Below are 24461 nucleotides of genomic sequence, written 5' to 3'. Positions count from 1 at the left end.
GCGCAGCCAGGATCAGGGCTGCTTGAGGTACAACGAGGTGAACTCGGGCATGCCCTGGGTCACGTCGTTGATGGCGTGACCGATGTTCTTGCCGACCGGGAACGCACTGGCGGCGTAGTACAGCGGGACCAGCGGCAGGTGCTTCTCCAGGACCGTCCGGTCGACCTTCGACCATTCCTTGAGCTGCTGGTTCGGGTCCATCGCCGCGATCCGGTCGATCTCGGCGTCCAGGGCCTTGTCCTGCAGCTGACCGATGCTGTTGCCCAGGGCGATCGCGTCGGACTTGAACAGGACCGGGAACCAGCTGGTACCGGACGGCCAGTCGGAGCACCAGCCGGCCGGGGTCTTGCCGACGTTCACCGGCGCGTTCTGGTCACCGGTGAGGGTGCGGATCTTGGCCTTCGGGACACCGATGGCCTTGACCTTGAAGCCGGCCTTCTGGAAGACCTGGGTGCGCAGCTGGTTGACCTGCGTGGCGATCTTGTCGTCGTTGGAGTAGTACCAGCTGAGCTCGAAGTTCTCCTTGCCGAGCTCCTTCAGCTTGGCCTTCACCTCAGCGGCGACGGCCTCGTCCTCGGCGCCCTTGCCCTTACCGACCAGGCCCGGCAGCTCGTACTTCTCGTGGCCCGGGACGGCCGGCGGCAGGATGGTCGAGGCGGGGATGGCCGACTGCGGGTCCAGACCGGCGACCTTGCGCCACGAGTCGAACGGGTACGCCTTGGCGATCAGCTGACGGATCTCGAACGGGATCTTGCGGGTGTCCAGCGGCCAGGTGATGGTGCAGGGCGAGCCGCCCTTGATGATCTGGCTCTGGTCCTTGACCTCGGGGTAGAGGCTGACGTCCAGGTTGCTGTAGTTCAGCGCGTTCGCGTCCGGGCCGGAGCTGGCCAGCACCTGACGCTGCACCTTGATGGTGTCCTGGGCGAACTTGAAGTCGAACTTGTCCGGGTACTGGTAACGCACCGGGTCGGTGTTCGGGTCCCAGTTCGGGTTCTTGCTCAGCACCAGCTGCGAGCCCGGCGTCAGCGACTCGACCTGGTACGGGCCGGTCGTCATCGGCTTCTGCTCGTAGTTCTTCTTGGTGTCCTTGGCCTTCGGGATCGGCGTGAACATCGGGAACGCCGCGTAGAACGGAAGGTCGTCGAACTTCTTCGCCAGCTTGATGACCAGCGTGCTGTTGTCCGGGGTCTCGACGCCGGCGTAGTTGTCGCCGCCGGCAGCGTACGGGCCCTTGTACTTGTCGCCGTCCTTGAAGAACTGCAGCTGGTACGTCGGTCCGGCGTCGTACAGGTCGTGCGCGAAGGACCGCTTGATCGCGTAGGCGTAGTCCTCGGCCTTGACCTCGGTGCCGTCCATGTACTTGATGCCCTGCTTGAGCTTGAACGTCCAGGTCAGGCCGTCGGCCGACTTGGTGCCCAGGTCCTCGGCAAGGTCGGGAACCAGGATCGGCTTACCGGTCTTCTCGTCCAGCTTGTACTGGGTGAGCGCCCGGTAGATCAGCTTCCCGATCTGGTTACCGTCGGTGTAGTAGATGTTGGTCGGGTCGAAGGTGTCCGGCGTGACGTCGGACAGCACCGTGATGGTGCCGCCCTTCTTCGCGCCCTCGATCTCCGGCGCCGGGCCCTTGACGCTCGGGTCGGTGGCCTTCTCCTGCGCCGTGCCGGCGTCGCCTGTGTTCGACCCGCCGGTGTTGTTGTTCGACGACGGGCTGCCACACGCAGCTACGGTCAGCATGACCGTTGCCGCGACAGCGGTGATCCGCTTCCACTGCATTGTCGTGTTTCTCCTTTTCTGCCGCTGGGGCAACGCCGGGCTACCGGCGAGTCTTGGGGTCGAAGGCATCGCGCACCGCGTCGCCCAGCAGGGCGAGCGCGAGCACCAGCGCGGTGATGCCGATGACGGGGAGCCAGAGGTAGACAGGGTCCGCCTTGAACCAGTTGGTCGCGGTCGCGATCGTCTGACCCCACGAGGGGATCGGCTCGATCAGACCCACGCCGAGGAAGGACAGTCCGGCCTCGGCGGTGACGTACGCCGGCAGGGCCAGCGACGCCGAGATGACGATCGGGGCGACCAGGTTCGGCAGCAGTTCCTTGAACAGCACCTGGCGGGTCGGCACGCCGATCGCCTTCGCGGCCAGCACGAACTCGCGCTCCCGCAGGGACAGCACCTCGCCGCGGATGATCCGGGCCAGGCCCGCCCAGCCGAAGAACGACAGCACGAAGATCAGCACGAAGAACCGGGTCGAGGCCTGCTCCTCCGGGCTCAGGTTGAACGAACCGCCGCGCAGCGACTCGACGATCGGCACCATCGCGATCGCGAAGAGCAGGTACGGCAGGCTCAGCACGAAGTCGATGAACCAGGAGATGATCCGGTCGACCCAGCCGCCGAGGAAGCCGGCCAGCAGGCCCATCACGACCCCGACGACGGTGCCGACCAAGGTTGCGACGAACGCGACGATCAGCGACGGCCGGGCGCCGTACACCCAGCGGGCGAAGTTGTCCCGGCCGGTCTTGGGCTCGACGCCGAACCAGTGCTCCGAGTTCATGCCGATGACCGGGAAGCCGTACTCGTCGACCAGGTCGGGCTGGAAGGTGCTGACGTCGCCGCCTTCCAGCTTGGCCAGCACCGGCGCGAAGATCGCGATCAGGATGAAGAACAGCACGACGCCCAGGCAGGTCATCGCGACGCGGTCCTTGCGCAGCCGGTCCATCGCGATCCGGGTCGGGGACTTCCCGTGCGCCACCGTGGCGTCGCGCACCGGCTCCGCCGATGCCGGGTGGTCCTCGACACCTACGGTCGAGTCGGGTGAACCGATGCTCATTCGCGCTCCGTCAGCTCTGTCAGCTCTGTCAGCCAGATTCCGTGATGGGTCCGGCCACGGTCTGTAGATCGTGCCGAGCCTTTGCCGTGCGGGGCACGAGCGCCGAATTCCCTTGACACTGCGGCCCCACAACCGCGCGCTAGCCTGCCCGACCCACGAAGAGCAGACCAGCGGTGTGCGGCAGCAGTGTACAAATCGTTACCGGAACGAGTACCGGGCCGGTATATTTGGCGCCGACATTCACGCTGCGCGATCAATTGTCCACAAAAAGCGGCGGCACAGCACCGACATTGGCGCTTTAGTGCCAGATTGTCACGGACAGTGCGGAAACTGGCCGGTACCGTTGATCGTCACGCAGAGTGACTCGTTTCCCGTCGCGCCACTTCCAGCTGCTCCCGGAGCACCGAGGCAGCCGCCGGGTAGTCGACCGGGGAGACGGCCTCCATGCCATCGGCCAGCATGCGCAGCCCCTCGTTGCGACGCCCGCCGCGGATCGCGACCCAGGCGCGGGTGATGCGAAGGTTGACGTCTCCCCAGGCATCCGGCCGTTCAGCGAACATCGCCGCCACCGCGTCCAGTCGTTCGTTCGCACCGGCGAGGTCTCCGCGCACCATGCTCAACCGTGCTTCGACCAGGCCCACATGAGCCTGTCCTAGTTCGTCACCGATCCGGTCGACGATCTGGCGCGCCTCCACCGCGATCTCGGCGAGCTCGTCGAGATGCTCGGCCCCTTGGTGCTCGCCCCGGGTCAGCGTGAGGGCGAGCAGCACGAGTCGAATGGCATGCACACGCGTGCCCGGCGTACTGAGCTGGCGGATCCGCCGCTTGGCCGCGATAGCCTCGGGCAAACGGCCGAGGCCCGCCAGACCCGCCGAGAGCCAGTCCAGTGCACGCAGCTTCACCGCTGCCGGGTCCGTGCAGCGGTCTGCCAGCGCCAGTATCTGCTCAGCCACCTCAACCACAGCTTCGTAGTTCGTGTCGGACGACGTCACGTAGGCAACCTGGCCCAGCGCGAGCGCTTGCATGTCCGGATGCCCACTCCGTGCTGCAACGTCGCGCGCGCGACCAGCGAGGGCTGTCAGCTCGTCCATCCCAGCGGCTCCCTGAGCTTTGGCCGCGAACAGCCGGCGCAGCACCTCGGCTTCCAGCATCGGATCGCCGCCGGCCGTCGCGGACTCCGCCAGTGCGAGTGCCGTCTCCCGCATCTCGCGCTGGTCACGTACCAGGAGATAGTCGTCGAGGCGCATGGCCAGCATCGCGGCGAGCCGCGGCCGCCCGGCGGCCAGCCGGACGGCGGCGAGTACTACCGGGGCTTCGACGTCGAGCCACGCCGGTCCGGCGGCCGCGGCCGCGTCCGCTTCGGGCAACGGCCTGCCCTCGCCTTGGTCGTACTCCAGACCCCGGTAGGCGTTCTGGCCGACCTGGTCCTCGGCGATCGTGAGCAGCCGGAGAACCGCCTGGAGATAGCGCAGCTCGATCATCTCGCGATCGTCGGCACTGAACCCGGCGAGCTCCTCGACGGCGCGGGCCCGGACGAGGGCGTGCAGGCCGTAGGTGGCCGGGGCGGTACGGCGGAGCTGGACGAGGCCGAGGGAGAGCAGTTCGTCGAGCACGGTCCCGGCGAGCGACTCGTCGAGGTCGAGCAGCGGGGCGGCGACCCAGGCGGAGAACTCGTCGGCGGTGACGAGGGCCAGGCAGCCGAAGAGACGGCGCGCTGTCGGGCTCGCGGTGCGCAGGGTGAGGTCGAGGCTGGCGCGGACGGCGCGGTCGCCGGCGACCAGGTAGTCGAGCCGCCGGGTCTCGTCGGCGAGTGTCCGCACGACGTCGGCGATGTCCTCGCGGATCAGCGACAGGCGCGCACCGACGATGCGGAGCGCCAGTGGCAGGCCGACGCAGTACTCGACGAGCGGCTGCAGCTCGCCGGCCGGGCGACCGGACAGTTCGGCGAGCAGTTGCGCGCTGGTCGCGCTGCCCAGCGGGAGGAGTTCGCGGTGAGTCGCGTCCTCCAGTCCCAGGAGCGGCCGGCGTGAGGTGACCACGACAGCGCATCGACCGTCCGCGGGGAGGAGCGGGCGTAGCTGGCCCACGTCAGCGGCGTCGTCGAACACCGTCAGGACCGACTTGCCGGCCAGCGTGCTCCGCAGCAGCGCAGCTCGCTCCTCGACTGCGTCCGGCACACTGTCCACTCCCAGGGAGCGGAGGAGGCGCCCGAGCAGAACAGCTGGCGGCACCGGTTCGCCGTCGACGTCCTGGAGCCTGGCGAAGAGCTGACCGTCCGGGTACTCCCCCGCCAGCTCGTGGCCGAGCCGGATCGCCGCCGCCGACTTGCCGGTCCCAGCGGCACCATAGAGACAGACAACAGCCGGGAGGCCGCTGGGGCGGCGCTGGGGTCGAAGTACTGCTGCGAGCTCGTGCAATAGAGCGTCACGTCCGACCAGTACGGCGATGTCCGCCGGAAGCTCCCGAGGACCCCGCGTAGGCGCTGTGTAGTCCAGCGACTCGTCCTGCCGCAGGATCGCCACCTGCAGGTCACGCACCTCGCTACCGGGTTGCACGCCGAGCTCGTCCGACAGGTGCCGCACCAGGTCGGCGTACACGGCCAACGCGTCGGTCTGGCGTCCGGATCGGTAGAGCGCGAGCATCCGGGCGGCCGTCAAAGACTCCCGAGTGGGCTGAGCTTCGGTCAGCTCGGCCAGTTCGGGGAGCAGGTCCTGATGGCGGCCGAGAGCCAGCTCGGTGGTCAGGCGAAGCTCCTGCGCCGCCCAGCGCGACTCGTCGAGGCCCGCACACAGGCGTCGGCGTACGTCCTCGGAGGCCACATCGGCCAGCGCAGGCCCCCGCCACAGTGCGAGGGCGTCGATCAGGAGCTTGCGGCGCTGCTCCAGGTCGTCGAGCGGTTTGGCTTGCTCAACCAGTGCGGCGAACAGCTCGACATCGGTGCGACCGCGTGGAGTTTCGACGGCGTAGCCGTGCGGTCCGCTCAGCAGTCTGCTGTCGCCGGCGGCCAGGACGTTCCTCAGGCGCGACATGTAGACCTGAAGAGCGCGCTTCGGGCTGCCAGGAAGTTCCTCCGGCCAGAGCAGCTCGATCAGACGCTCCGCGGGCACCGCTTTGCCCGGCTCCAGCAGCAGTACGGCGAGCAGCAGCCGCTCCTGCCGCCGCTTCAGCTCCACCTGCTGCCCGGCGGACCAGATCTGTACCGGACCGAGCAGGCGAAATTCCACGGACCGCAGCGTAGTCGCGTGGTAGGCGCTGGGTAACAGGGCGCCCACACCCTGGGCTGCGATGAACATGAACAAGCAGTGGACGGCGTTGGCCGCCGGGATGGTGCTGATCGCGAGCGTGCTCTCGCTGCCCGCGCGGGGACCCGGACGGGACTGGTGCGGCAACGCGCAGGCGCCGCAGGCCCACTGTCGCGGGACTGCGGCGCCCAGGGTGCGGGACGAACCACAGGTCAGGCAGCTGAACCCGGCCGGGACTCGCCGACGGCGTCAGCTCTACCGGACGTTGACCGTCACGAACGGGGGCTTGACCACCTCGAACGGCTCCTGCCGGCCGCGGATGTCGACAGTCACCTGGTCGCCTTCCTTGACCCGGGCGTCGAGCAGGGCCAGCGCGACGCCCTTCTTCAGCGTCGGCGAGAAGGTGCCGGACGTGACCTCGCCCAGCGCCGTACCGTCGGCGTCCGCGACCGTCATGTGAGGACGCGGGATACCGCGGCCGACCGCACGCAGCCCGCGCAGGATCTTGGCCGGACCGGCCTCCTTCTCCGCGCGCAGGGCCTGGTCGCCCCAGAAGCGCTGCTTCTTCCAGCCGACCGCCCAGCCGGACCGCGCCTGAACCGGCGTGATCTGCGGCGAGATGTCCTGGCCGTGCAGGGGATAGCCCATCTCGGTCCGCAGGGTGTCGCGGGCACCGAGACCGGCCGGCACGATGCCGTACGCCTCCCCCGCCGCGAGCAGCGCGTCGAACACCGCGACCGCCGCGTCGTTCGGAATCACCAGCTCGTAGCCCCGCTCGCCGGTGTAACCGGTCCGGCACACGACGACCGGCGTCCCGGCGTACTCGGCGACGGCGAAGGCCATGTAGTCGTGGCCGGTCGGCAGGCCGATCGCGCCGACCACCTCGTCGCTGTTGCGGCCCTGGACCGCAAGGATCGCGTAGTCGTCGTGGGTGTTGGTCACCTCGACGCCGGCCGGGGCGTCGGCCTGCAGCCGGCGGACCACCTCGGCGGTGTTCGCGGCGTTCGGGATCAGGAACACGTCGTTGTCGGCGTGCAGGTAGGCGATCAGGTCGTCCACCACGCCGCCGTCCTCGGCGCAGCACAGCGTGTACTGCGCCTGGCCCGGACCGATCTTGCCCAGGTCGTTGGTCAGGCAGGAGTTCACGTACGCCGCGGCGCCGGGACCCACCACCCTGGCCTTGCCCAGGTGGCTGACGTCGAAGACGCCGACCGAGGTCCGGACCGCGGTGTGCTCGGCGACCACTCCGCTGTACTCCAACGGCATCTCCCAGCCGCCGAACTCGGCGAACTTGGCTCCCAGGGCGACGTGCCGCTCGTGCAGCGGGGACTTCTTCAAGCTGGTCATGCAGCGGAACCTACCCGACGCCACGCCCGCGCGGTGGACCGCCCGAACCGGCCGTCCGGCCGGTGTGGCAAGCGTCTCGCGGGGAACCGGCGCGTAGCATGCGGAGGCAGCATTCACGTACCGTCACGACCGGCGCACCTGCCACCCGGTCAAGGAGGACTGAGGATTTCGTGAGCACCATCACCCTGAGCAAGTCCGATGCGGCCGGCGTCAAGACCGACGTCGTGGTCATCGGCGTGGTCAAGCTCGACGGCGGCGTCGCCCTGCCCGCCGGCACCGAGTCGCTGAACGCCGCCTACGACGGCCGGCTGGTGGAGGTGCTGTCCGGGCTGGGTGCCACCGGGAAGGCCGGTGAGGTCACCAAGGTGCCAGGGCCGAAGCCGGGCCGCTCCGCCACGCTCATCGCGGTCGGCCTGGGTGCCGCTCCCGACGGCGCGCTGAAGACCGAGGACCTGCGGATCGCGGCCGGCGTCGGCGTCCGGGCCGCCAAGACCGCGCAGTCCGTCGCGTTCGCGCTGCCCACGCCCGACACGGACTGCCTGCGGGCCGTCGCCGAGGGCGCGTTGATCGGCCGGTACACCTACAACACCTACAAGTCCGAGGCGCCGACCGACGCGCCCGGCAACCTGACGGTGCTGACCGACCTGGCCCGCAGCAAGGAAACCAAGGCCGCGCTGGAGCGCGCGCAGGTGGTCGCCGACGCGGTCCACCAGACCCGCGACTGGGTGAACATGCCTCCGTCGGACCTGCACCCGGCCGAGTTCGCCGCGCAGGTGCAGAAGCTGGCCAAGGAGTACGGCGTCAAGGTCGAGGTGCTCGACGAGAAGGCGCTGGCGCGGGGCGGGTACGGCGGCATCCTCGGTGTCGGTCAGGGCTCGGACAACCCGCCGCGGCTGGTCCGGCTCAGCTACACCCCGAAGAAGCCGGTCACCCACCTCGCGTACGTCGGCAAGGGCATCACCTTCGACTCCGGCGGCCTGTCGCTGAAGACCGCCAGCGGGATGATCAGCATGAAGGCCGACATGGCCGGCGCCGCAGCCGTCGTCGCGGCGACGCTCGCCATCGCCCGGCTCGGGCTCCCGGTCCAGGTCACCACCTACGCGGCGATGGCGGAGAACATGCCGTCGGGGTCGGCGGCCCGGCCGTCCGACGTGCTCACCATGTACGGCGGCAAGACGGTCGAGGTGCTGAACACCGACGCCGAGGGCCGGCTGGTTCTCGGTGACGCGCTGGTCCGGGCGTCGGAGGACCAGCCCGACCTGATCGTCGACGTGGCCACCCTGACCGGGGCCTGCGTGGTCGCGCTCGGCGCCAAGGTCGCCGGCGCGTTCGGCAACACCGACACCGCCCGGGACCGGGTCGTCGACGCGGCCGTCGCCGCGGGCGAGGCGATGTGGCCGCTGCCGATCCCGTCGGAGATGCTGGACAAGCTGCGCTCGCACTCGAAGGTCGCCGACCTGGCCAACATCACCGGCGAACCCTGGGGCGGCGCGCTCGCCGCGGCCGCGTTCCTCGGCGACTTCGTTGCTGACGGCATCGACTGGGTGCACCTGGACGTGGCCGGGCCTGCGTTCAACGACGGCGGCGCCTCGGGCTACACCCCGACCGGCGGCACCGGCTACGCGGTCCGCACCCTGGTCGAACTGGCCGCCGCGGCGAGCTGATCCCGGCCCGGCGCGTTCGCGAGGACGCGCCGGGGCCGCTCATCCGCCGGAGCGCGCCGGCTGTTGTTTGCCTGAGGCAAGCAGCAGCCGGTCCGGCCCAGGGCTCAGGCGAGACCGTTCTTCTTCTGCCGGGCGTTGTACTCCCGCATCCGCGGCGGGTAGCCGACGACCGCCGCGTCGTACGACGGGATGCCCAGCTTGTTCGCGAAGTTGTGCGCCCACTCCACCGACGGCACCCGGCGACGGGTCCACTCACCGTCGACCGCGACCAGCAGCATCGTGTACTCGGTCACCGCCGTGCGAGGCTCGACGAAGCCCTCGACGCCCTGACGCGTCTGGACGAACTCCCGCAGGTGCGCCTGGTCAGGAGTGTCCGACTTGCGCATCGTCCCCGGCTTCTGCCGCCGCCCGAACCACTTCATGGCTCCAGTGTCCCCTATCACCGCAAGTCCCTCCACGAACCACCGACCCCACCGGCCCCCGCCGCACCACGTGCTGCCGCGACCACCCCTCGCAGCGGTCCCGCCGGCCCCGGCAGCACGTGGTCCGCGGACCGCCTGCTCCCCCGAGGAGACCCCGCCAGGCGGCCCGTCGTACGGGCTGCTGGGTACGACGCGGCGCGACCGGCCGAAGTTCGGAACCACCGCTCGTCCGGCCCGGGCACGACGGATCGGCCGCGCGGTGACAAGATGACGCCCGGGCCGGAACTCCGCAACCCGGGGCCCGCCCGCCGACCTTTGACCCACGGAGGAACCTGTGACGAACCCGGCAGACAGCACGACCTTCGACCTGGTGATTCTCGGCGGTGGCAGTGGCGGGTACGCCGCCGCGCTGCGGGCCGCCGTGCTCGGCTTGTCCGTCGCACTGGTCGAGAAGGACAAGCTGGGCGGGACCTGTCTGCACCGCGGCTGCATCCCCACCAAGGCGCTGCTGCACGCCGCCGAGGTGGCCGACTCCGCGCGCGAGGGTGAGCAGTTCGGCGTCCGGACCACGCTCGAGGGCGTCGACATGGGCGGCGTGAACAAGTACAAGGACGGCGTCGTCGACCGGCTGTTCAAGGGCCTGCAGGGGCAGATCAAGGCCCGCGGCATCACCGTGGTCGAGGGCGAGGGGCGGCTGACCTCCCCGACCACCGTCGAGGTCGCCGGTACGACGTACACCGGCCGCAACGTCGTGATCGCCTCCGGTTCGTACTCCCGCTCGCTGCCCGGCCTGGAGCTGGACGGCCAACGGGTGATCGCCAGCGAGCACGCGCTCACCCTGGACCGGGTGCCGGAGTCCGCGGTGATCCTCGGCGGCGGCGTGATCGGCGTCGAGTTCGCCAGCGCGTGGACGTCGTTCGGGACCAAGGTGACGATCGTCGAGGCGCTGCCGCGGCTGGTGCCGGCCGAGGACGCCGACTGCAGCAAGACCCTGGAGCGGGCGTTCCGCAAGCGCAAGATCGCCTTCAAGACCGGTACGCCGTTCGAGTCGGTCGAGGTGGTCGACAACGGCGTGCGGGTCACCGTCGCCGGTGGCGAGGTGATCGAGGCCGAGGTGCTGCTGGTCGCCGTCGGCCGCGGCCCGAACACCGCCGGGCTCGGCTACGAGGAGGTCGGTGTGACACTCGACCGCGGCTTCGTGACCGTCGACGAGCACCTGCAGACCAGCGTGCCGGGCGTCTACGCCGTCGGCGACATCGTGCCCGGCCTGCAGCTGGCGCACCGCGGCTTCCAGCAGGGCATCTTCGTCGCCGAGCACATCGCCGGGCTGAACCCGGCCCCGATCGACGAGGCCGGCATCCCGCGCGTCACCTACTCCGAGCCCGAGGTCGCCTCGGTCGGGCTGACCGAGGAGCAGGCCCGCGCGAAGTACGGCGAGGTGGAGATCCTCAACTACAACCTGGGCGGCAACGGCAAGAGCCAGATCCTGAAGACCCAGGGCTTCGTGAAGCTGGTCCGGGCCAAAGACGGCGCGGTGGTGGGCCTGCACATGGTCGGCTCCCGGGTCGGCGAGCTGATCGGCGAGGCGCAGCTGATCTACAACTGGGAGGCGTTCCCGGCCGACGTCGCGCCGCTGGTGCACGCCCACCCGACCCAGAACGAGGCCCTCGGCGAGGCGCACCTGGCGCTGGCCGGCAAGCCGCTGCACTTCCACGAGTGACGCGCGGACCCGGCCTGAGCCCGGCTCGGCTCGGCCTGGCTTGGGCTGGACGCCGCCGCGAGTAAGTTTGACCGTGCCGCACCGGGCGGACCGGGTGTGACCCGCGTCCCGCCCGTCGCGGCGGCACCGTAGGCTGACCCGAGACCGATCAGACGAAGGAGCAACGACCGTCATGCCGACCTCTGTATCCCTGCCGGCCCTCGGGGAGAGCGTCACCGAAGGAACCGTCACCCGCTGGCTCAAGCAGGTCGGCGACACCGTTGCCGTCGACGAGCCCCTGCTGGAGGTCTCGACCGACAAGGTCGACACCGAGATCCCCTCGCCGGTCGCCGGCACCCTGCTGGAGATCAAGGCCGCCGAGGACGAGACCGTCGAGGTCGGCGCCGAACTGGCCGTGATCGGCGACGCCGGCGAGAGCTCGGGCTCCTCGTCCGACGCCGGCTCGTCCGACGCCGCCGCCGACGCCTCCTCGGGCGACGCCGCTCAGGCCCAGCAGGCCCCGGCCGCCGAGCCGCAGGCCGCTTCCACCGAGTCCCAGGCTCCGGCTGCCGAGGCGCAGGACTCCGGCGCCGAGGCGTCGTACTCCGGCTCCGGCTCGGGCGCGCAGGACACCGACGCGGCACCTGCTGCCCAGGACCCCGCTCAGCAGGCGGCAACCGATCAGGCTTCTTCTTCGGCCGACGCATCCTCGGGATCCGCGACCTCCTCGGCGCCGGCGGACACTCAGTCGTCCGGCGGGGGCGGCACCTCCGTCACCCTTCCGGCCCTGGGCGAGAGCGTCACCGAGGGCACCGTCACCCGCTGGCTCAAGCAGGTCGGCGACGACGTGGCCGTCGATGAGCCGCTGCTCGAGGTCTCCACCGACAAGGTCGACACCGAGATCCCGTCGCCGGTCGCCGGGAAGCTGCTCGAGATCAAGGTCGCCGAGGACGAGACCGTCGAGGTCGGCGCCGAGCTCGCCGTCGTCGGTTCCGCCGACGCCGCTCCCGCGCAGGCGGCTCCGCAGCAGCAGGCACCGCAGGCCGAGGCACCGCAGGCAGCCCCGGCTCAGCAGTCGGCCCCTGCCCAGCAGGCTCCGGCCCAGCAGGCTCCGGCCGCCCAGGCTGCTCCGGCTCAGCAGGCCCCCGCGGCCCAGCCCGCTTCTCAGGCCCCCGCCGCACAGCCGGCTGCCCAGGCCCCTGCCGCACAGCCCGCCGCCCAGGCCCCTGCCGCACAGCCCGCCGCCCAGGCCCCTGCTCCGCAGGCCGCCTCCGCCCAGACCTCTTCTCCGGCCGCATCCGCAGCACCCCAGGCCTCCGCTCCGGCCGCATCGGCACCGGCCTCGGCCACCGCCTCCTCCAACGGCTCCTCCACCGACGCCCCGAACTACGTCACCCCCTTGGTGCGCAAGCTCGCCGCCGAGCACGGCGTCGACCTCAACGCCGTCCAAGGCACCGGCGTAGGCGGCCGCATCCGCAAGCAGGACGTGCTCGCCGCCGCCGAAGCCAAGAAGGCCGCCCCCGCCGCAGCCGCCCCGGCCGCCGCATCGAGCGGCGCCCCGCAGGCCGCCACCCCGGTCAGCCCGCTGCGCGGCACCACCGAGAAGATGAGCCGCATCCGCAAGGCGATCGCCAGCCACATGGTGAACTCGCTGAAGGTCTCGGCCCAGCTGACCACGGTCGTCGAGGTCGACGTCACCGAGATCGCCAAGCTGCGGAACGCGAAGAAGGCCGAGTTCGAGGCCCGCGAGGGCGTCAAGCTGTCCTTCCTGCCGTTCTTCGCGCTCGCCGCGGTGGACGCCCTGAAGCAGTACCCGAAGCTGAACGCCTCGATCGACGACGAGAAGGGCGAGGTGACGTACCACGCCGCCGAGCACCTGGGCATCGCCGTGGACGCCGAGAAGGGCCTGATGGTCCCGGTCGTGCACAACGCAGGAGACCTGAACATCGCCGGCCTGGCCAAGAAGATCGCCGACCTGGCCGCGCGCACCCGCACCAACAAGGTGCTGCCGGACGAGATGGCGGGCGGCACGTTCACCATCACCAACACCGGCAGCCGCGGCGCCCTGTTCGACACGCCGATCCTGAACCAGCCGCAGGTCGGCATGCTCGGCACCGGCGCGGTCGTCAAGCGCCCGGTCGTCATCACCCACCCGGAGCTCGGCGAGACGATCGCCATCCGGCAGATGGTCTACCTGGCCCTGACCTACGACCACCGCCTGGTCGACGGCGCCGACGCCGCTCGTTACCTGACCGCCGTCAAGCAGCGCCTGGAAGAAGCCCAGTTCGACGTCTGATGCTCCGGCCGGCGTGCCACCCACGCCGGCCCGCACCACCCGCAGTCTCGGCACCACCGGAAACTCAGCAGGACCTGCGGTTCCGAGCGGACTGCAGCACGGCTGACCCGCACAACCGACCCGCCCGGGCCTCACGCCCGCGGCGGGTCGGCTCTTTTTCTCTCCCGATCACCGGTCCCAGGAGGATCCATGAAGTACGTGCTCGCCGGCTCCTCCGGCTTCCTCGGCCAGGCCCTCACCCAGGACCTGCGAGCCAACGGCCACGAAGTCACCCGCCTGGTACGCCGTACTCCCTCGGCCCCCGACGAACTCCAGTGGGATCCGTTCACCGGCCGCATCGACCACACCGCCCTCGAAGACGCCGACGTCCTGATCAACCTCGCCGGCGCGAACATCGGCCGCCCGTGGACTCCGACGTACCGCGCCACCATCCGCGAAAGCCGCGTCCGCACCACCGCCACCCTTGCCGAGGCAGCCGCCCGCCTGGACAACCGCCCGGTCTTCATCACCCAGAGCGGCATCGGCGGCTACGGCACCGACTGCGGCGGCCGCATCCTCACCGAGGACTCCCCCCTCGGCGACGGCTTCCTCGCCGACGTCGTCCGCGTCTGGGAAGGCGCCGCAGACCCCGCCCGAACCGCCGGCTGCCGAGTCGTCTCCTTCCGCACCGGCATCGTCCTCGCCCGCCAGGCCCCGGCCTTCCAACTGCTCTCCCTCCCGTTCCGGCTGGGCCTAGGCGGCCGCCTCGGATCCGGCACCCAGTACTTCCCCGTCATCTCCCTCATCGACTGGCTCCGAGCCATCCGCCACACCGCCACGACCAGCACCATCACGGGCCCCGTCAACGTCACTCTCCCCACCCCCACGACCAACGCCGCCTTCACCAAAGCCCTGGCCGCCGCCCTCCACCGCCCCGCCATCCTCCCCATCCCCGCCCCCGCCCTCACCACGGCCTTGGGCGAGTTCGCCTGGGAACTCCTAGGCAGCAAACGAGCCCTCCCCCAAGCCCTCCAGTCCACCGGCTTCACCTTCACTCACCCGACCACCCCCGAAGCCCTAGCTGCCACGCTCACTCATCAACACCAGCATTAGCGGACCACCCCGCGCCGATTGGTCCGACGGGCGAACCGTTCTCGAGCGCGCGGCCGGTCTGGTCCAGGCGTTCATGCCCGGCCAGGAAGGCGGTGCGGCGATCGCTGGAGTGCTCAGTGGCCGGGTGGTGCCGGGCGGTCCGCGCGAAGTCCCGCGCCAGCCAGCTCGCGGTTACCGCCGGAGCACGTGTGCGATGTGTTCGCGACAGCGGCGACTTCAGCTCCATCCCTCACCGGCGTCACACTCCACCGATCAGCCGCGCCACGCGCGGCCCAACATCAGGACCCTCACCGCAGACTTCAGCCTGACCGCTGGATCACCCACCCACCACCTGCCTCTACGCCGAGCCCTCTAGTGGCCCCCCGACGCCCAAACTGGAGGTGCACGACACGCGCTACGGAGCTCGATGCGGCCGAAGCTACGCGAGCTCGATGAGGCCGAGACTGGTGACCTCCCGGACGCCGAAACCGGAGGTGCACGACACGCGCTACGCGAGCTCGATGAGGCAGAGGCTGGTGGCTTCCCTTCACCCACCGCCAGCCTCACGCCCTACCCGCCAGGCGCTCTCCTCACCGCCGACCTCACCCGCCCCACCCGCGGACATGCCTCAGCTACCGCCGCCCTCAGCCAGACCTGCCATGGACTGCACCCGGCAGACGTCTGGCTCACCCGCCTCGCACTGCCCCACGTGCGTAATTGCCCGCAGCCACCGCCAGCTGCACCAGGCCCGCCAGGCCACCATGGCCGAACCCGGGAGACGCCGGCCCACCACCGGCCTTTGCGCCTACCCCGCCTGCGGGCACACGGCTCCCTAGTCGCCGCCCTCACACCAGACCGACCACCGGCCGCACCCACCAGCGGCTTCGCGCCTCTCCCGACCGTCCAGCTCACCGCCAACCGCGGTTCTATGCCTCACTCCACTACTGGCCTTATATCGCCTATCGCCCAGGGCCGCAGCAGAGCCGTATCGCAGCCTATTGGTCTGGCTCGCCTCTCGTGGTGCACGGTCGCAGGAGGCTAAGTTCACGTGGAGGGCGAACGAGACACGAAAACCAGGAACCAGGAACCAGGCGGATAGACCACGCCGCGCCGGCCCAATCCATTGCCACCTAACCGCTGACCTGTTGCAGCGCCCATTCACGCTTGAGCGCTGCCGTGCGTCAGTCGGTCGCCTGCGAGCGTTGGCGGCGGGCGGGATGTCGGTGAAGCTTGTGCGCGTGATCCCTGTGCGGTTGCCGCCTGCGCGGGGGCGACGGGTGCGACTGATGCCGGTCCGCCCGGCAAACATGCCTTCGCAACCAGTCCGCCCAACCCTCCCGCGGACGCAACCTCTCCGCCCGATGAACGTGCCGGCGCGACTAGTCCGCCCGACCGACCTCCCAATACGACTTGATCGGCCGACGCGACCTGCCCTACTGACGCACGAGTGAACACAACGTGCCCGCTCGACGAACCGACCGGCGCGGTCCGCCCGCCCGACCGACCTCCCGGCGCGACCTCCTCGACCGACGCACCTGCCGACGTGGCCAGTCCACTCGACGCACCTGCAGACGTCGCCAGTGCACTCGACGCACGTGCCGGCGCTACCACTCCGTTCGGCGCGCCTGCCAACGGGATTTGCCCGCCCGATGGACGCCCCAACACGACCTGCCCGGTCGACGGACGTGCCGGCGCGACCTGCCTGCTCGCGCGTGATGGCGAGGGGTGGGTGAGCGACGCGCTTGTAGGTAGTGAGTCATCGGAAGACGGCCGCGGGTGGGCTGGTGGAGGGTCGGCCCATCCCGGGCGGGTGTAGTGGGGGCGGCCGTTGTGGGTGGTGAGGGTGTAGTGGCCTTGGTGCACGTCGGTGTGGTGCGGTCGGCACAGAAGGGCGAGGTTGGTGAGGGCGGTTGGGCCGCCATTGGCCCAGTGCACGATGTGGTGGGCTTCGCACATGGCGGGCGGTGCGGTGCAGATGATGCAACCTTTGTCGCGGGCGTTGAGGGCGTGCCGGATGGGGCGGGTGACGAAGCGGTGGTGGGTGCCGACGTCGAGGGGCTCGGAGTCGGTTCCCAGCACGATGGGGATCAGGCCTGCGTCACACGCCAGTCGCCGGATGGCGCCTGCTGACAGGGTGGTGCCCGAGGCGAGTGTGCCGGTGCCGGTGGCGGTGGCGAGGTCGTTCAGCGCGATGGTGACGGTGACGTGGGGTTTGATGTCGCCGTGGGATGGCGCTGCGGTGCCGGTGGCTGCGGCGGTGGTCAGGATGGTGGTGAGAGCGTCAGCTTGGCGCTTGCCGCGGCTGCGGGGGTCGCGGTGGCCGTCGACCGTCTTGTGGGGTTTCGCGCCAGCGAGGATGAGGGTGTGGAGAAGTTCGGCGTTGGCACCGGCAAGGTAGCCGCCGAACTCGGTGCCGAGGTCACCGCGTTTGAGCCATAGAGTTTCTGCAGCCAAGGCGCGGGCTTCTGCGGGTTCGGGGCCGTCGGTGTCGAGGGTGTCGCGGACGCGTTTGCCGAGTCTGCGGAGATCTGCGGGGCTCAGCACGTGGGCGGCCTTGACCAGTTCTTGCTCGGCGACCTTCAGGTTTTCGACCGGGACTCGCGCAGTGGTGGGGATCCTTTCCAGTGCGGTGACGATTGCTTCAGCTTGTCCTGGATGTAGTGGTGCTGTGCTGCCCGGATCCGAAGGGGTGAATGGGCTGAGGCTTGCGCGAACGGTGTCGTACTTGGGGAGTGCTGTGGCCAGGCGCAAGTCGCGGCGTACGTCGGTGGGGTCGAGGCGGTGGCGGGTCGAGATCAGGTGGGCGGTGTCCCGGGCGCCGAACTCGGCGGCGTGGCCGTTGGCGTCGAGGGCCGCGAGGAGCTCCAGGCGGTATGTCTGGAGGCGGGAGATGTCGGCGTGGACGGTGTCGAGAGCAGTCAGCATCTCGCTGCCGCTCATCGACCAGACAGGCCGCTGCTCCCAGTGCTCCATGTCCACCATGCTGCCGCAGGGCACCGACAATTTTCGTCGAGGAGCCGTTATTTATAAGGCGGTTCAAAGAATGGCCGATTGTGGCCACGTTGTCCACAGCTAGTCGGAGCGACAGCTCGGCAAGCAGCTGCCGTGATAGCGCTACGGCGGCCACAAAGGCGTGGCCAGAGGCAACCATTTCGTCGCGCGCGAGGAATGATCGCCAGGGTTGGGATGCACTCATGCAGGGCGTGCATTCTTCGCCGTGACGGTGGTGCGCGTCGGGTCGACGCACACGCTTGCTGCATGGCTGCTCAGGTTGACGACACAGCCCCGGGAAACGTTGGCGCAGGACCTCGCGAGCGAAGACGTGCAGTGGTGCGCGACACGGTGATGGCGGTGGGCGACCGGCGGCTACGTCGCAGGGAGCGTCGCATGCGCTGGATCAGGTTTCCGATGACCAGTCGATCGCCCGCTTGGTGGTCGGCAGCACGCTGCTCGATTCAAGATGGCGGGCGCTGGGAACGCGGCGATTGCGCTGGAGGCAGTTTGTGTTGGCGGGGTTCTTGAGTGAGGGGTGGTGCATCAGGCGGGGGCGATGGTGGTGATTCGCCAGGTTTTGCCGTGCGGAGTCAGGGTGATTCGGCGGGTGGTTGGGGGCCCGGGTGCGAGCTGGGTACGTTGGCCGGTTCGGGTGTGAGCGGTGGCGGAGATCAGGCGGTCGGTCACCTTGAGGGTGATGGTGGGGCCGGGGCCGGGTTCTTGTTGCAGGTGCTGGATTTGCAGGCGGAGGTTGGAGATTCGGACGTTTTGGGACTTGTACGAGGCGAGGAGGGCGCGGTCTGCGGTCCAGGGGCGGCTGCCTGGTGAGTAGACGGCGTCGAGTTCGGTGGGGTTGAGGGTCCAGAAGGCGTGGGCTCGGCGATTGTCGAGCGACTGGAGGGTTTGCAGCCAGGTTCGATCGCCGGGAGCGGATGGCATCGCCGGGGTGGTGGTGGGCGTAGAGACGGGGGTGGCGGGCGGTGGCGCGGCCGAAGATGACGTGGTGGATGCGGACGGCGCCGGCGGTGGCGTGGGTGAGGGCGGGGAGGCTGCGGCGGGGTTGGTGGTAGGGGTTTTGAAGACGCCGAGGGTGGTCAGGGCGACGGCTAGGACGATGACAGCGGCGAGGGCTGCCATAGCGAGGATTCCGTAGGCGTTGCGGCGCGAGGGTGGGACTCGACGAGAGGCGGCGAGGATCTGGCTGAGGCGGTTGGTGGTGTCTCGGTGGGCTCGGCGGTTGGTGTCGCGACGTGGGGTACGGGATGGCGTGCGGTGGCTAGTGCGTGTTGAGCGTTTGCGATGGCGGGTGGAGCGGCTGGGACGGCCAGTGGGGCTTGGGCGCGTTGGCGCGTCAGCGGGTGGGGCGAGGAAGGTGACGGCGTCCGTGGGTGGGAGGGCATTCGGATGCAGGGCTGGACTGAACTGTGGCAAGAAGCTGGCCGGCTCGCGCGCCCTCTCGGCGTTGGGGGAATCGGACGCTGGCGTAGATCTGTGGTTCGTTGGGTCCGCGTGACCGAAACCGGGTGTCGGCGTAGGCCTTGGGTCCGCCGGGACATCACCGAGACCGGATGCCGGCGTGGGCGTCTCGCTCGCCGGGTCGGCGCCACCGAAACCGAACGCCGGCGTGGGCCCGTGGATCGCTGGATGCACACGACTCAGATCGGATGCCGGCGTGGGCGTCTCGCTCGCCAGGTGGGCGTCGGCGAAGTCGAAGGGCGGTGTGTGCCGTTGGCTCAGGCGATCGGGCGGGAAGGACGGTGTTGGCGCGGACCGTTGGTCTGCGGTCGTGGTGGATGAGGAGTCTGGTGCCGGTGTGGGCCGCTGGCCCGTGGAGGCGGCCGGTGTGGAGTGCGGCGCAGGTGTGGGTCGTTGGCTTTCGGTGGCGAAGGCCGACGCTGTCGCGGGAGGCTCGGCTGGGGTCAGGCCGGGCGGGGTGGGGCGGTATTCGGCGGGGGTGGGGCGTACCGGGTCGTTCGTCGGGGGTTGGGCGGCAAGGGCCGGTCGGGGGTGGGCGAAAGGGCGCGGGGTGGAGGGGTGAGCCGAGGCGGATTGTGGACGGCTGCTGTTGATGGGGAAACGGCGGACGGTGAGAGCTCGGAGGGGGTCAAGGGTTGAGCCGGTGGTGAGGGGTTCGTCGGCTGGGTGGGGATTGATGGCGGCGCTCTCGACGGACGGGTTCGTGGCGTTGCCGGCTGCGGTGGGAGCTGCGGTCGAGAAGGTTGTCGGCGTGGCCCGGGTGGTTGTTGGCGTGGCGTTAAGGGGCGTTGGGGCGGGGGCGGTGTCGGTTGCGGCGGTTGATGAGGAGTCGACGGCGGTGGCAATGGAGGTGCGTTCGAAGGCGAGGTTGAGAGCTCGGGGCGGGGCGAGGGCTAGGACCTGGCGGGCGAGGGTGGGAGCCGGCTGGGTGAAGAGCTCGGCCGGGAACGTGGTCGGATCGCCGCCGGCTTGGTAGGTGAGGGTGGCCAGGGCGGTGAGGTCGTCAGCCGGGGTGGCGGCCGGGGCCAAGTGGTGGAGGGCGGCGTCGGTGATGACGGGGCGGCCGTCGGCGTCGAACATGATGTTGTCGGCGGTCAGGCGGCCGTGGTGGAGGCCGGCTTGGTGCAAGGTGGCGAGGGCGTCGGCCAGCGGGTTAACGAGGGTGACCAACTCGCCCAGTGAGAGGTCGCCTCGGCGTTCTAGCAGGGCCGTCAAGGTGCCGGCGGGGACGTACTGGGTGAAGAGGAGGCGGTCGGGGCCGGAATGGCGAACCTCGATGAGGCGGGCGATGTGCGGGTGCTGGATGGCTTTGAGGACGGACAAGTCACGGTCGAGGGTGGCTGGTGAGTCGGCGGCGGTGGCGGGGATGCGTTTGAGTACGGCGTGGCGGCCGGAGGCCAGGTCGCGGACCAGCCAGACGGTGCCGGCCGATCCGGACCCGAGCCTCCGGCGCAGGCTGTAGCCGGAGATGTCTTCGAGTGCCATGCAAGGAGGGTGCACGAATGTCGAGCGGCGGCTGCGGAGTTATCCACAGTCGGTGAGGGTTGCCGGGGGCTGTGGATAGGGAGGTTGGCCGGGCGAGCGGGAGGCATAGACTCGAAGGCGTGAGGGTTATCAAGTACGTGGAGGCCGGGTTCGGCGCCGAGGCGGTTGACTACGAGCAGGCGTGGGCGGAGCAGCGCAAGCTGCACACTGCGGTTGTCGAAGGCAGCGGCGAGGACACGGTCATCCTGCTCGAGCACCCGCCGGTTTACACCGCCGGCAAGCGCACCGAGGCGCACGAGCGACCGATGGACGGTACGCCCGTGGTGGACGTCGACCGCGGGGGCAAGATCACCTGGCACGGTCCGGGACAGTTGGTGGGCTACCCGATCGTGAAGCTGGCCTCGCACGTGTACGTCGTCGACTACGTTCGGCGGTTGGAGGAGGCGTTGATCGCGGTCTGCGCTGAGCTGGGAGTGCGGACGGGCCGGGTCAAGGGGCGCAGTGGGGTCTGGGTGCCGGCTGACGAACGTGGGCGGGAGCGGAAGATCGCGGCGATCGGGATCCGGGTGGCGCAGGGCGTGACGATGCATGGGTTCGCGCTGAACTGTGACAACGATCTGGCCTGGTTCGACCGGATCGTGCCGTGCGGGATCTCGGACGCCGACGTGACGACGTTGTCGAAGGAGCTCGGGCGGGATGTGAGCGTCGGCGAGGTGCTGCCGACGGTGCGGCGGGAGCTGGACCGGATGCTCGCTTGGGAAGAGTACGAGCGGACGCCCGATCTGGATCATGTGGATGCAGCGCCGGCTGGGATCACGTACGGGCTGGCGGTCACGCCGTAAGCCTGGAGGCGGCAGGTAGGCGTTAGCAGTGCCGCGGTTGGTCTGGCGGTGACTGCGTAGGACCTCAGTTGGCGCTGCCTGGCGGAGTTGGGCGCCATTACGTCCGGGAGCACGCCGTAGCAGCTGAGTGGCGGCGCCTGCACAGCAGCCGGTTCGCGGAGAGGGGCGGCGTTACGTCCCGGAGCACGCCGTAGCAGCCGGGCGGCGGCGCCTGCACAGCAGCCGGTTCGCGGAGAGGGGCGGCGTTACGTCCCGGAGCACGCCGTAGCAGCCGGGCGGCGGCGCCTGCACAGCAGCCGGTTCGCGGAGAGGGGCGGCGTTACGTCCCGGAGCACGCCGTAGCAGCCGGGCGGCGGCGCCTGCACAGCAGCCGGTTCGCGGAGAGGGGCGGCGTTACGTCCCGGAGCACGCCGTAGCAGCCGGGCGGCGGCGCCTGCACAGCAGCCGGTTCGCGGAGAGGGGCGGCGTTACGTCCCGGAGCACGCCGTAGCAGCCGGGCGGCGGCGCCTGCACAGCAGCCGGTTCGCGGGATGGGCGGCGGTATGTCTGGGGGCATGAAGGTTGGGGACGTCCTGGCGGCTGAGCGGCGGAAACTGCATAGCGGCCGGTTGGCGGGATGGGGCAGCGATACGTCCGTCGCGGTGGAGGGCGGGAACACGCGGCCGTAGCAGTTGAGCAGGGCATAGCAGCACCGCAGCTGGTTGACGGGTCGCGCTGCACAGCAGCTGGTTGACGGGTCGGGCTGCGATGCATCGGTCGGTGGGGCTGAGGACACGCTGCGGCAGCTGGGCGGGACAGTGCCGGATGACGCCGGGGTTGGAGGTGCCGGGGTTGGACTGCAGTACGTGCGTCGTTGTGGGACTGAGGGGCTTGCTGAGAAGGCCGGGCCGGCGGCGATTGGGGGGCAGTGAGGTGGGCGGCACGTCGATGTTCTGGCTGCGGCGTCGCCTGCTGGGAGGTCGGGCGGGCTGGTGTTGCTGGTTGCGATCGCCGGCGGGGTCGTGGGTAGGCGGGCCGTGGGGTTCGTGCGGGTGGGGCTGTCGTTGTCTGGTTGTTGCGGGGTCGTGACCGGGTGTAGGTCAACGTTGGGCTCGGCGCGCGAAGTGTCGTCGCTGTGTGTGGGGAAAACGTCGCTACGGTGGGGATGTGTCCAAATTCCTTGGTTTCCTTCTCGGGATCGTCGTGGCGGTGGCGGGGCCGGCGGCGTTCGGAGTGCTGACGGCGGACGGCGGGATCGAGCTGAACGCGAAGGAGATGGCGCTTGCCTATGGCATCGGAGCGCTGTTCTTCTGGTTGGTCGTCTCGTACTTCTCCGGGGCGGCCGCGCTCGGCGCCGCGTTGACGTTCGGCGCGATGATCTACGCCGTGCACTGGATCCCCAACCGGACGACGAACTTCCTGAACGACGTCCCGGGCGTGACCACCGGCATGATCGACGGCATCAAGCAGTACACGCTGAACGGGCTGGTGCCGGTTCTCGCGGTGATCTCGCTGGTGTACGCCATTCAGCTGATCACTCGGGCGGTACGGCGGCGCCGGGCGGCGCGGGCCGAGGCTGCTCGGCGGCAGCGGGAGCAGGAGCTCGCGCAGGCGCAGCAGGAGGCCGAGGTCGCGGCGGTGTACCCGGCTGCTGCTGGGAACGACTACCCGGCGGCTGGCGAGAACCGGTTCGCCAACTTCGGGAACAGCGGCTACGACGATCCGTTCGAAGCGGAGCCGGCGGCGATTCAGCCGCGCAGTCAAGCGGATGAGCAGACGATGCAGTTCCCGAACTCCGGTGTGCGGGCCGAGCGGGACGACACGGCTGTTGTTGGTGCCGCGGGCAACGAGCGCGCTGAGCGGGCGACGCAGGTGCCCGCCGGGGCGGACGAGACGCAGATGATGCCGGTCGATCGGGATGAGACGGTTGTCTCGCCGGTGACTTCGGCTGATGGTGCGGACAAGGGCGGGAAGGACGGCGGGGGTTCGGCTGCTGCGGCGCCGGTGGTTGCTGGGGCGACTGCTGCTGGAGTTGCTGGGGCGGCTGCTGCTGGAGTTGCTGGGGCGGGCGTAGCGGGGGCTGCTGTGGCGAAGGAGTCCGCGGCGGCTGGGGTGTCTTCGCGTGCCGAGACGCAGGTTGGCGCCGAGCGGGCCGAGGCTGCGACGACCGAACCGAAAGATGCGCCGGAGAGTGTGGCGCCGTTGGCAGAGTCGACGGTCGCGCCGGAGAACGTGAAGGCTTCCGAAGAGATGACGGTCTCGCCGGAGGCTGCTAAGCCGGCCGGAGAGACGACTGTCGCGCCGGAGCCTGTGAAGGCGTCCGAAGAGACGAAGGTTGCGGAGGCATCGGAGACCGTAGCGACGCCGCGGGCCGTTGAGAGGCCGGAGTTGGCCGGGACGGCGCAGTCGGCCGGGACGCCGCAGTCGGCCGGGACGCCGCAGTCGGCCGGGACGCCGCAGTCGGTCGGGACGGCGACTGTCGCCGGCGAGCCGACGGTTGTGGAAGCTCGCCACGCTGCTCCGGTTCCGCCCACGGCTGAGGTGCCGCCGGCGTCTCAGGCGGGCGTTGTGGCGGACAGCGCAGAGCCTGCCGCGGGCAGCGGAGTGCCGGCTCGAGCGGCAGATCACGAGACCGTCGTGGACGACAAGCCGCAGGCGACTGCGGAGGCCACGAAGCCTTCGGAGCAGACTGTGGGCGCGGAGACGCGGCCCATGGAGTCGGTGCAGCCCACGGAGGCCACCGAACAGAGCGCGGGCACGGAGACGCAGCCTCTGGAGTCAGTGCAGCCCATGGAGTCAGCGCAGCCGATCGAGTCATCGGAGCCGACCGAGTCGGTGCGGCCGAGTGAGACCGGGCAGGCGTCGGAGGGAGCGAAGCCCGACGGGGCTGCCGGGCCGACGGCGAGCCTGGGGGTCGCTGGGTTCGGGCAGAGCAACGAAGAGGTTGGGCAGCAGTACCGGGAGCGGATGGACGGGCCTGATCCGGAGGACACCGGGGAGTTCTTCGTCGATGCGTTCGAGACGCCGCAGCACGGTGGGCAACCGGTCGCGGCGCCGGGGATGATGGAGTTTCCGGGGCAGTTCCGGCCCGCGGGAGCCTGAGGACACTGAGCAGTAGGCCCG

General features: G+C 70.0%; 13 protein-coding genes. 6 read left to right on the top strand and 7 right to left on the bottom strand.

The genetic code is table 11. The annotated features are described in order from the left end of the window. Positions 1–12 precede the first annotated feature (12 nt). From KFLA_RS13340 to gcvT, 4 genes are all read right to left on the bottom strand, one after another. Entirely contained in the window at positions 13–1773 is a 1761-nt protein-coding gene (locus KFLA_RS13340; protein ID WP_012920318.1) for an ABC transporter substrate-binding protein, read from the bottom strand. A gap of 40 nt (positions 1774–1813) precedes the next feature. Then, complete coding sequence (locus KFLA_RS13335) at positions 1814–2821, bottom strand: ABC transporter permease (protein WP_012920317.1); 1008 nt, start codon at positions 2819–2821, stop codon at positions 1814–1816. 350 nt (positions 2822–3171) lie between these two features. Further along, entirely contained in the window at positions 3172–6045 is a 2874-nt protein-coding gene (locus KFLA_RS35560; RefSeq protein ID WP_158307281.1) for an AfsR/SARP family transcriptional regulator, read from the bottom strand. A 273-nt stretch (positions 6046–6318) separates the two neighbouring features. Further along, positions 6319–7410, bottom strand: a complete 1092-nt coding sequence (gcvT, locus tag KFLA_RS13325) for a glycine cleavage system aminomethyltransferase GcvT (RefSeq protein ID WP_012920315.1) — start codon at positions 7408–7410, stop codon at positions 6319–6321. A gap of 170 nt (positions 7411–7580) precedes the next feature. On the opposite strand from gcvT, the gene KFLA_RS13320 reads away from it, so the two are divergent. Beyond that, positions 7581–9074, top strand: coding sequence for a leucyl aminopeptidase (locus KFLA_RS13320; RefSeq protein ID WP_012920314.1), 1494 nt, complete (start codon positions 7581–7583; stop codon positions 9072–9074). A 104-nt stretch (positions 9075–9178) separates the two neighbouring features. Here the strand turns inward: KFLA_RS13320 and KFLA_RS13315 are convergent, their stop codons facing one another. Beyond that, positions 9179–9496: a hypothetical protein gene (locus KFLA_RS13315; RefSeq protein ID WP_041289312.1), complete on the bottom strand. Its 318-nt coding sequence runs from the start codon at positions 9494–9496 to the stop codon at positions 9179–9181. Between the two features lie 334 nt (positions 9497–9830). Here KFLA_RS13315 and lpdA point away from each other — a divergent pair, with 334 nt between their 5' ends. From lpdA to KFLA_RS13300, 3 genes are all read left to right on the top strand, one after another. Next, positions 9831–11216 (top strand): dihydrolipoyl dehydrogenase, encoded by a 1386-nt coding sequence (lpdA, locus tag KFLA_RS13310; RefSeq protein ID WP_012920312.1) that lies wholly within the window; start codon positions 9831–9833, stop codon positions 11214–11216. A 172-nt stretch (positions 11217–11388) separates the two neighbouring features. Beyond that, positions 11389–13491, top strand: a complete 2103-nt coding sequence (gene sucB / locus KFLA_RS13305) for a 2-oxoglutarate dehydrogenase, E2 component, dihydrolipoamide succinyltransferase (RefSeq protein ID WP_012920311.1) — start codon at positions 11389–11391, stop codon at positions 13489–13491. Positions 13492–13680: 189 nt separating this feature from the next. Further along, positions 13681–14583 (top strand): TIGR01777 family oxidoreductase, encoded by a 903-nt coding sequence (locus KFLA_RS13300; protein WP_012920310.1) that lies wholly within the window; start codon positions 13681–13683, stop codon positions 14581–14583. A gap of 1137 nt (positions 14584–15720) precedes the next feature. On the opposite strand, the gene KFLA_RS36640 is transcribed toward KFLA_RS13300, so the two are convergent. Beyond that, positions 15721–17535, bottom strand: a complete 1815-nt coding sequence (locus KFLA_RS36640; protein WP_237706792.1) for a DUF222 domain-containing protein — start codon at positions 17533–17535, stop codon at positions 15721–15723. Between the two features lie 564 nt (positions 17536–18099). After that, on the bottom strand, positions 18100–20517 hold the full coding sequence (locus KFLA_RS36635; protein WP_012920308.1) for a protein kinase domain-containing protein: 2418 nt from the start codon (positions 20515–20517) through the stop codon (positions 18100–18102). 119 nt (positions 20518–20636) lie between these two features. Between KFLA_RS36635 and lipB the strand changes: the two genes are divergently transcribed. Beyond that, a complete protein-coding gene (gene lipB / locus KFLA_RS13275) occupies positions 20637–21359 on the top strand; it encodes a lipoyl(octanoyl) transferase LipB (RefSeq protein WP_012920307.1) in 723 nt (240 codons plus the stop codon). A 1116-nt stretch (positions 21360–22475) separates the two neighbouring features. Continuing rightward, positions 22476–24440, top strand: a complete 1965-nt coding sequence (locus tag KFLA_RS13270; RefSeq protein ID WP_148256628.1) for a hypothetical protein — start codon at positions 22476–22478, stop codon at positions 24438–24440. The last annotated feature ends 21 nt before the right edge of the window (positions 24441–24461 follow it).

This window comes from Kribbella flavida DSM 17836 (assembly GCF_000024345.1).
Taxonomy (GTDB): Bacteria; Actinomycetota; Actinomycetes; order Propionibacteriales; family Kribbellaceae; genus Kribbella; species Kribbella flavida.
Note: the sequence above shows the minus strand (reverse complement) of the source record. Positions and strands in the feature narration are given on the sequence as shown.

Bases quoted from the DNA above. Each gene is read 5' to 3' on its own strand.
- KFLA_RS13315 (WP_041289312.1), bottom strand. From the start codon at position 9,496: ATGAAGTGGTTCGGGCGGCGGCAGAAGCCGGGGACGATGCGCAAGTCG.
- gcvT (WP_012920315.1), bottom strand. From the start codon at position 7,410: ATGACCAGCTTGAAGAAGTCCCCGCTGCACGAGCGGCACGTCGCCCTG.
- KFLA_RS36640 (WP_237706792.1), bottom strand. From the start codon at position 17,535: ATGGAGCACTGGGAGCAGCGGCCTGTCTGGTCGATGAGCGGCAGCGAG.
- KFLA_RS36635 (WP_012920308.1), bottom strand. From the start codon at position 20,517: ATGGCACTCGAAGACATCTCCGGCTACAGCCTGCGCCGGAGGCTCGGG.
- sucB (WP_012920311.1), top strand. From the start codon at position 11,389: ATGCCGACCTCTGTATCCCTGCCGGCCCTCGGGGAGAGCGTCACCGAA.
- KFLA_RS13340 (WP_012920318.1), bottom strand. From the start codon at position 1,773: ATGCAGTGGAAGCGGATCACCGCTGTCGCGGCAACGGTCATGCTGACC.
- KFLA_RS13300 (WP_012920310.1), top strand. From the start codon at position 13,681: ATGAAGTACGTGCTCGCCGGCTCCTCCGGCTTCCTCGGCCAGGCCCTC.
- KFLA_RS13335 (WP_012920317.1), bottom strand. From the start codon at position 2,821: ATGAGCATCGGTTCACCCGACTCGACCGTAGGTGTCGAGGACCACCCG.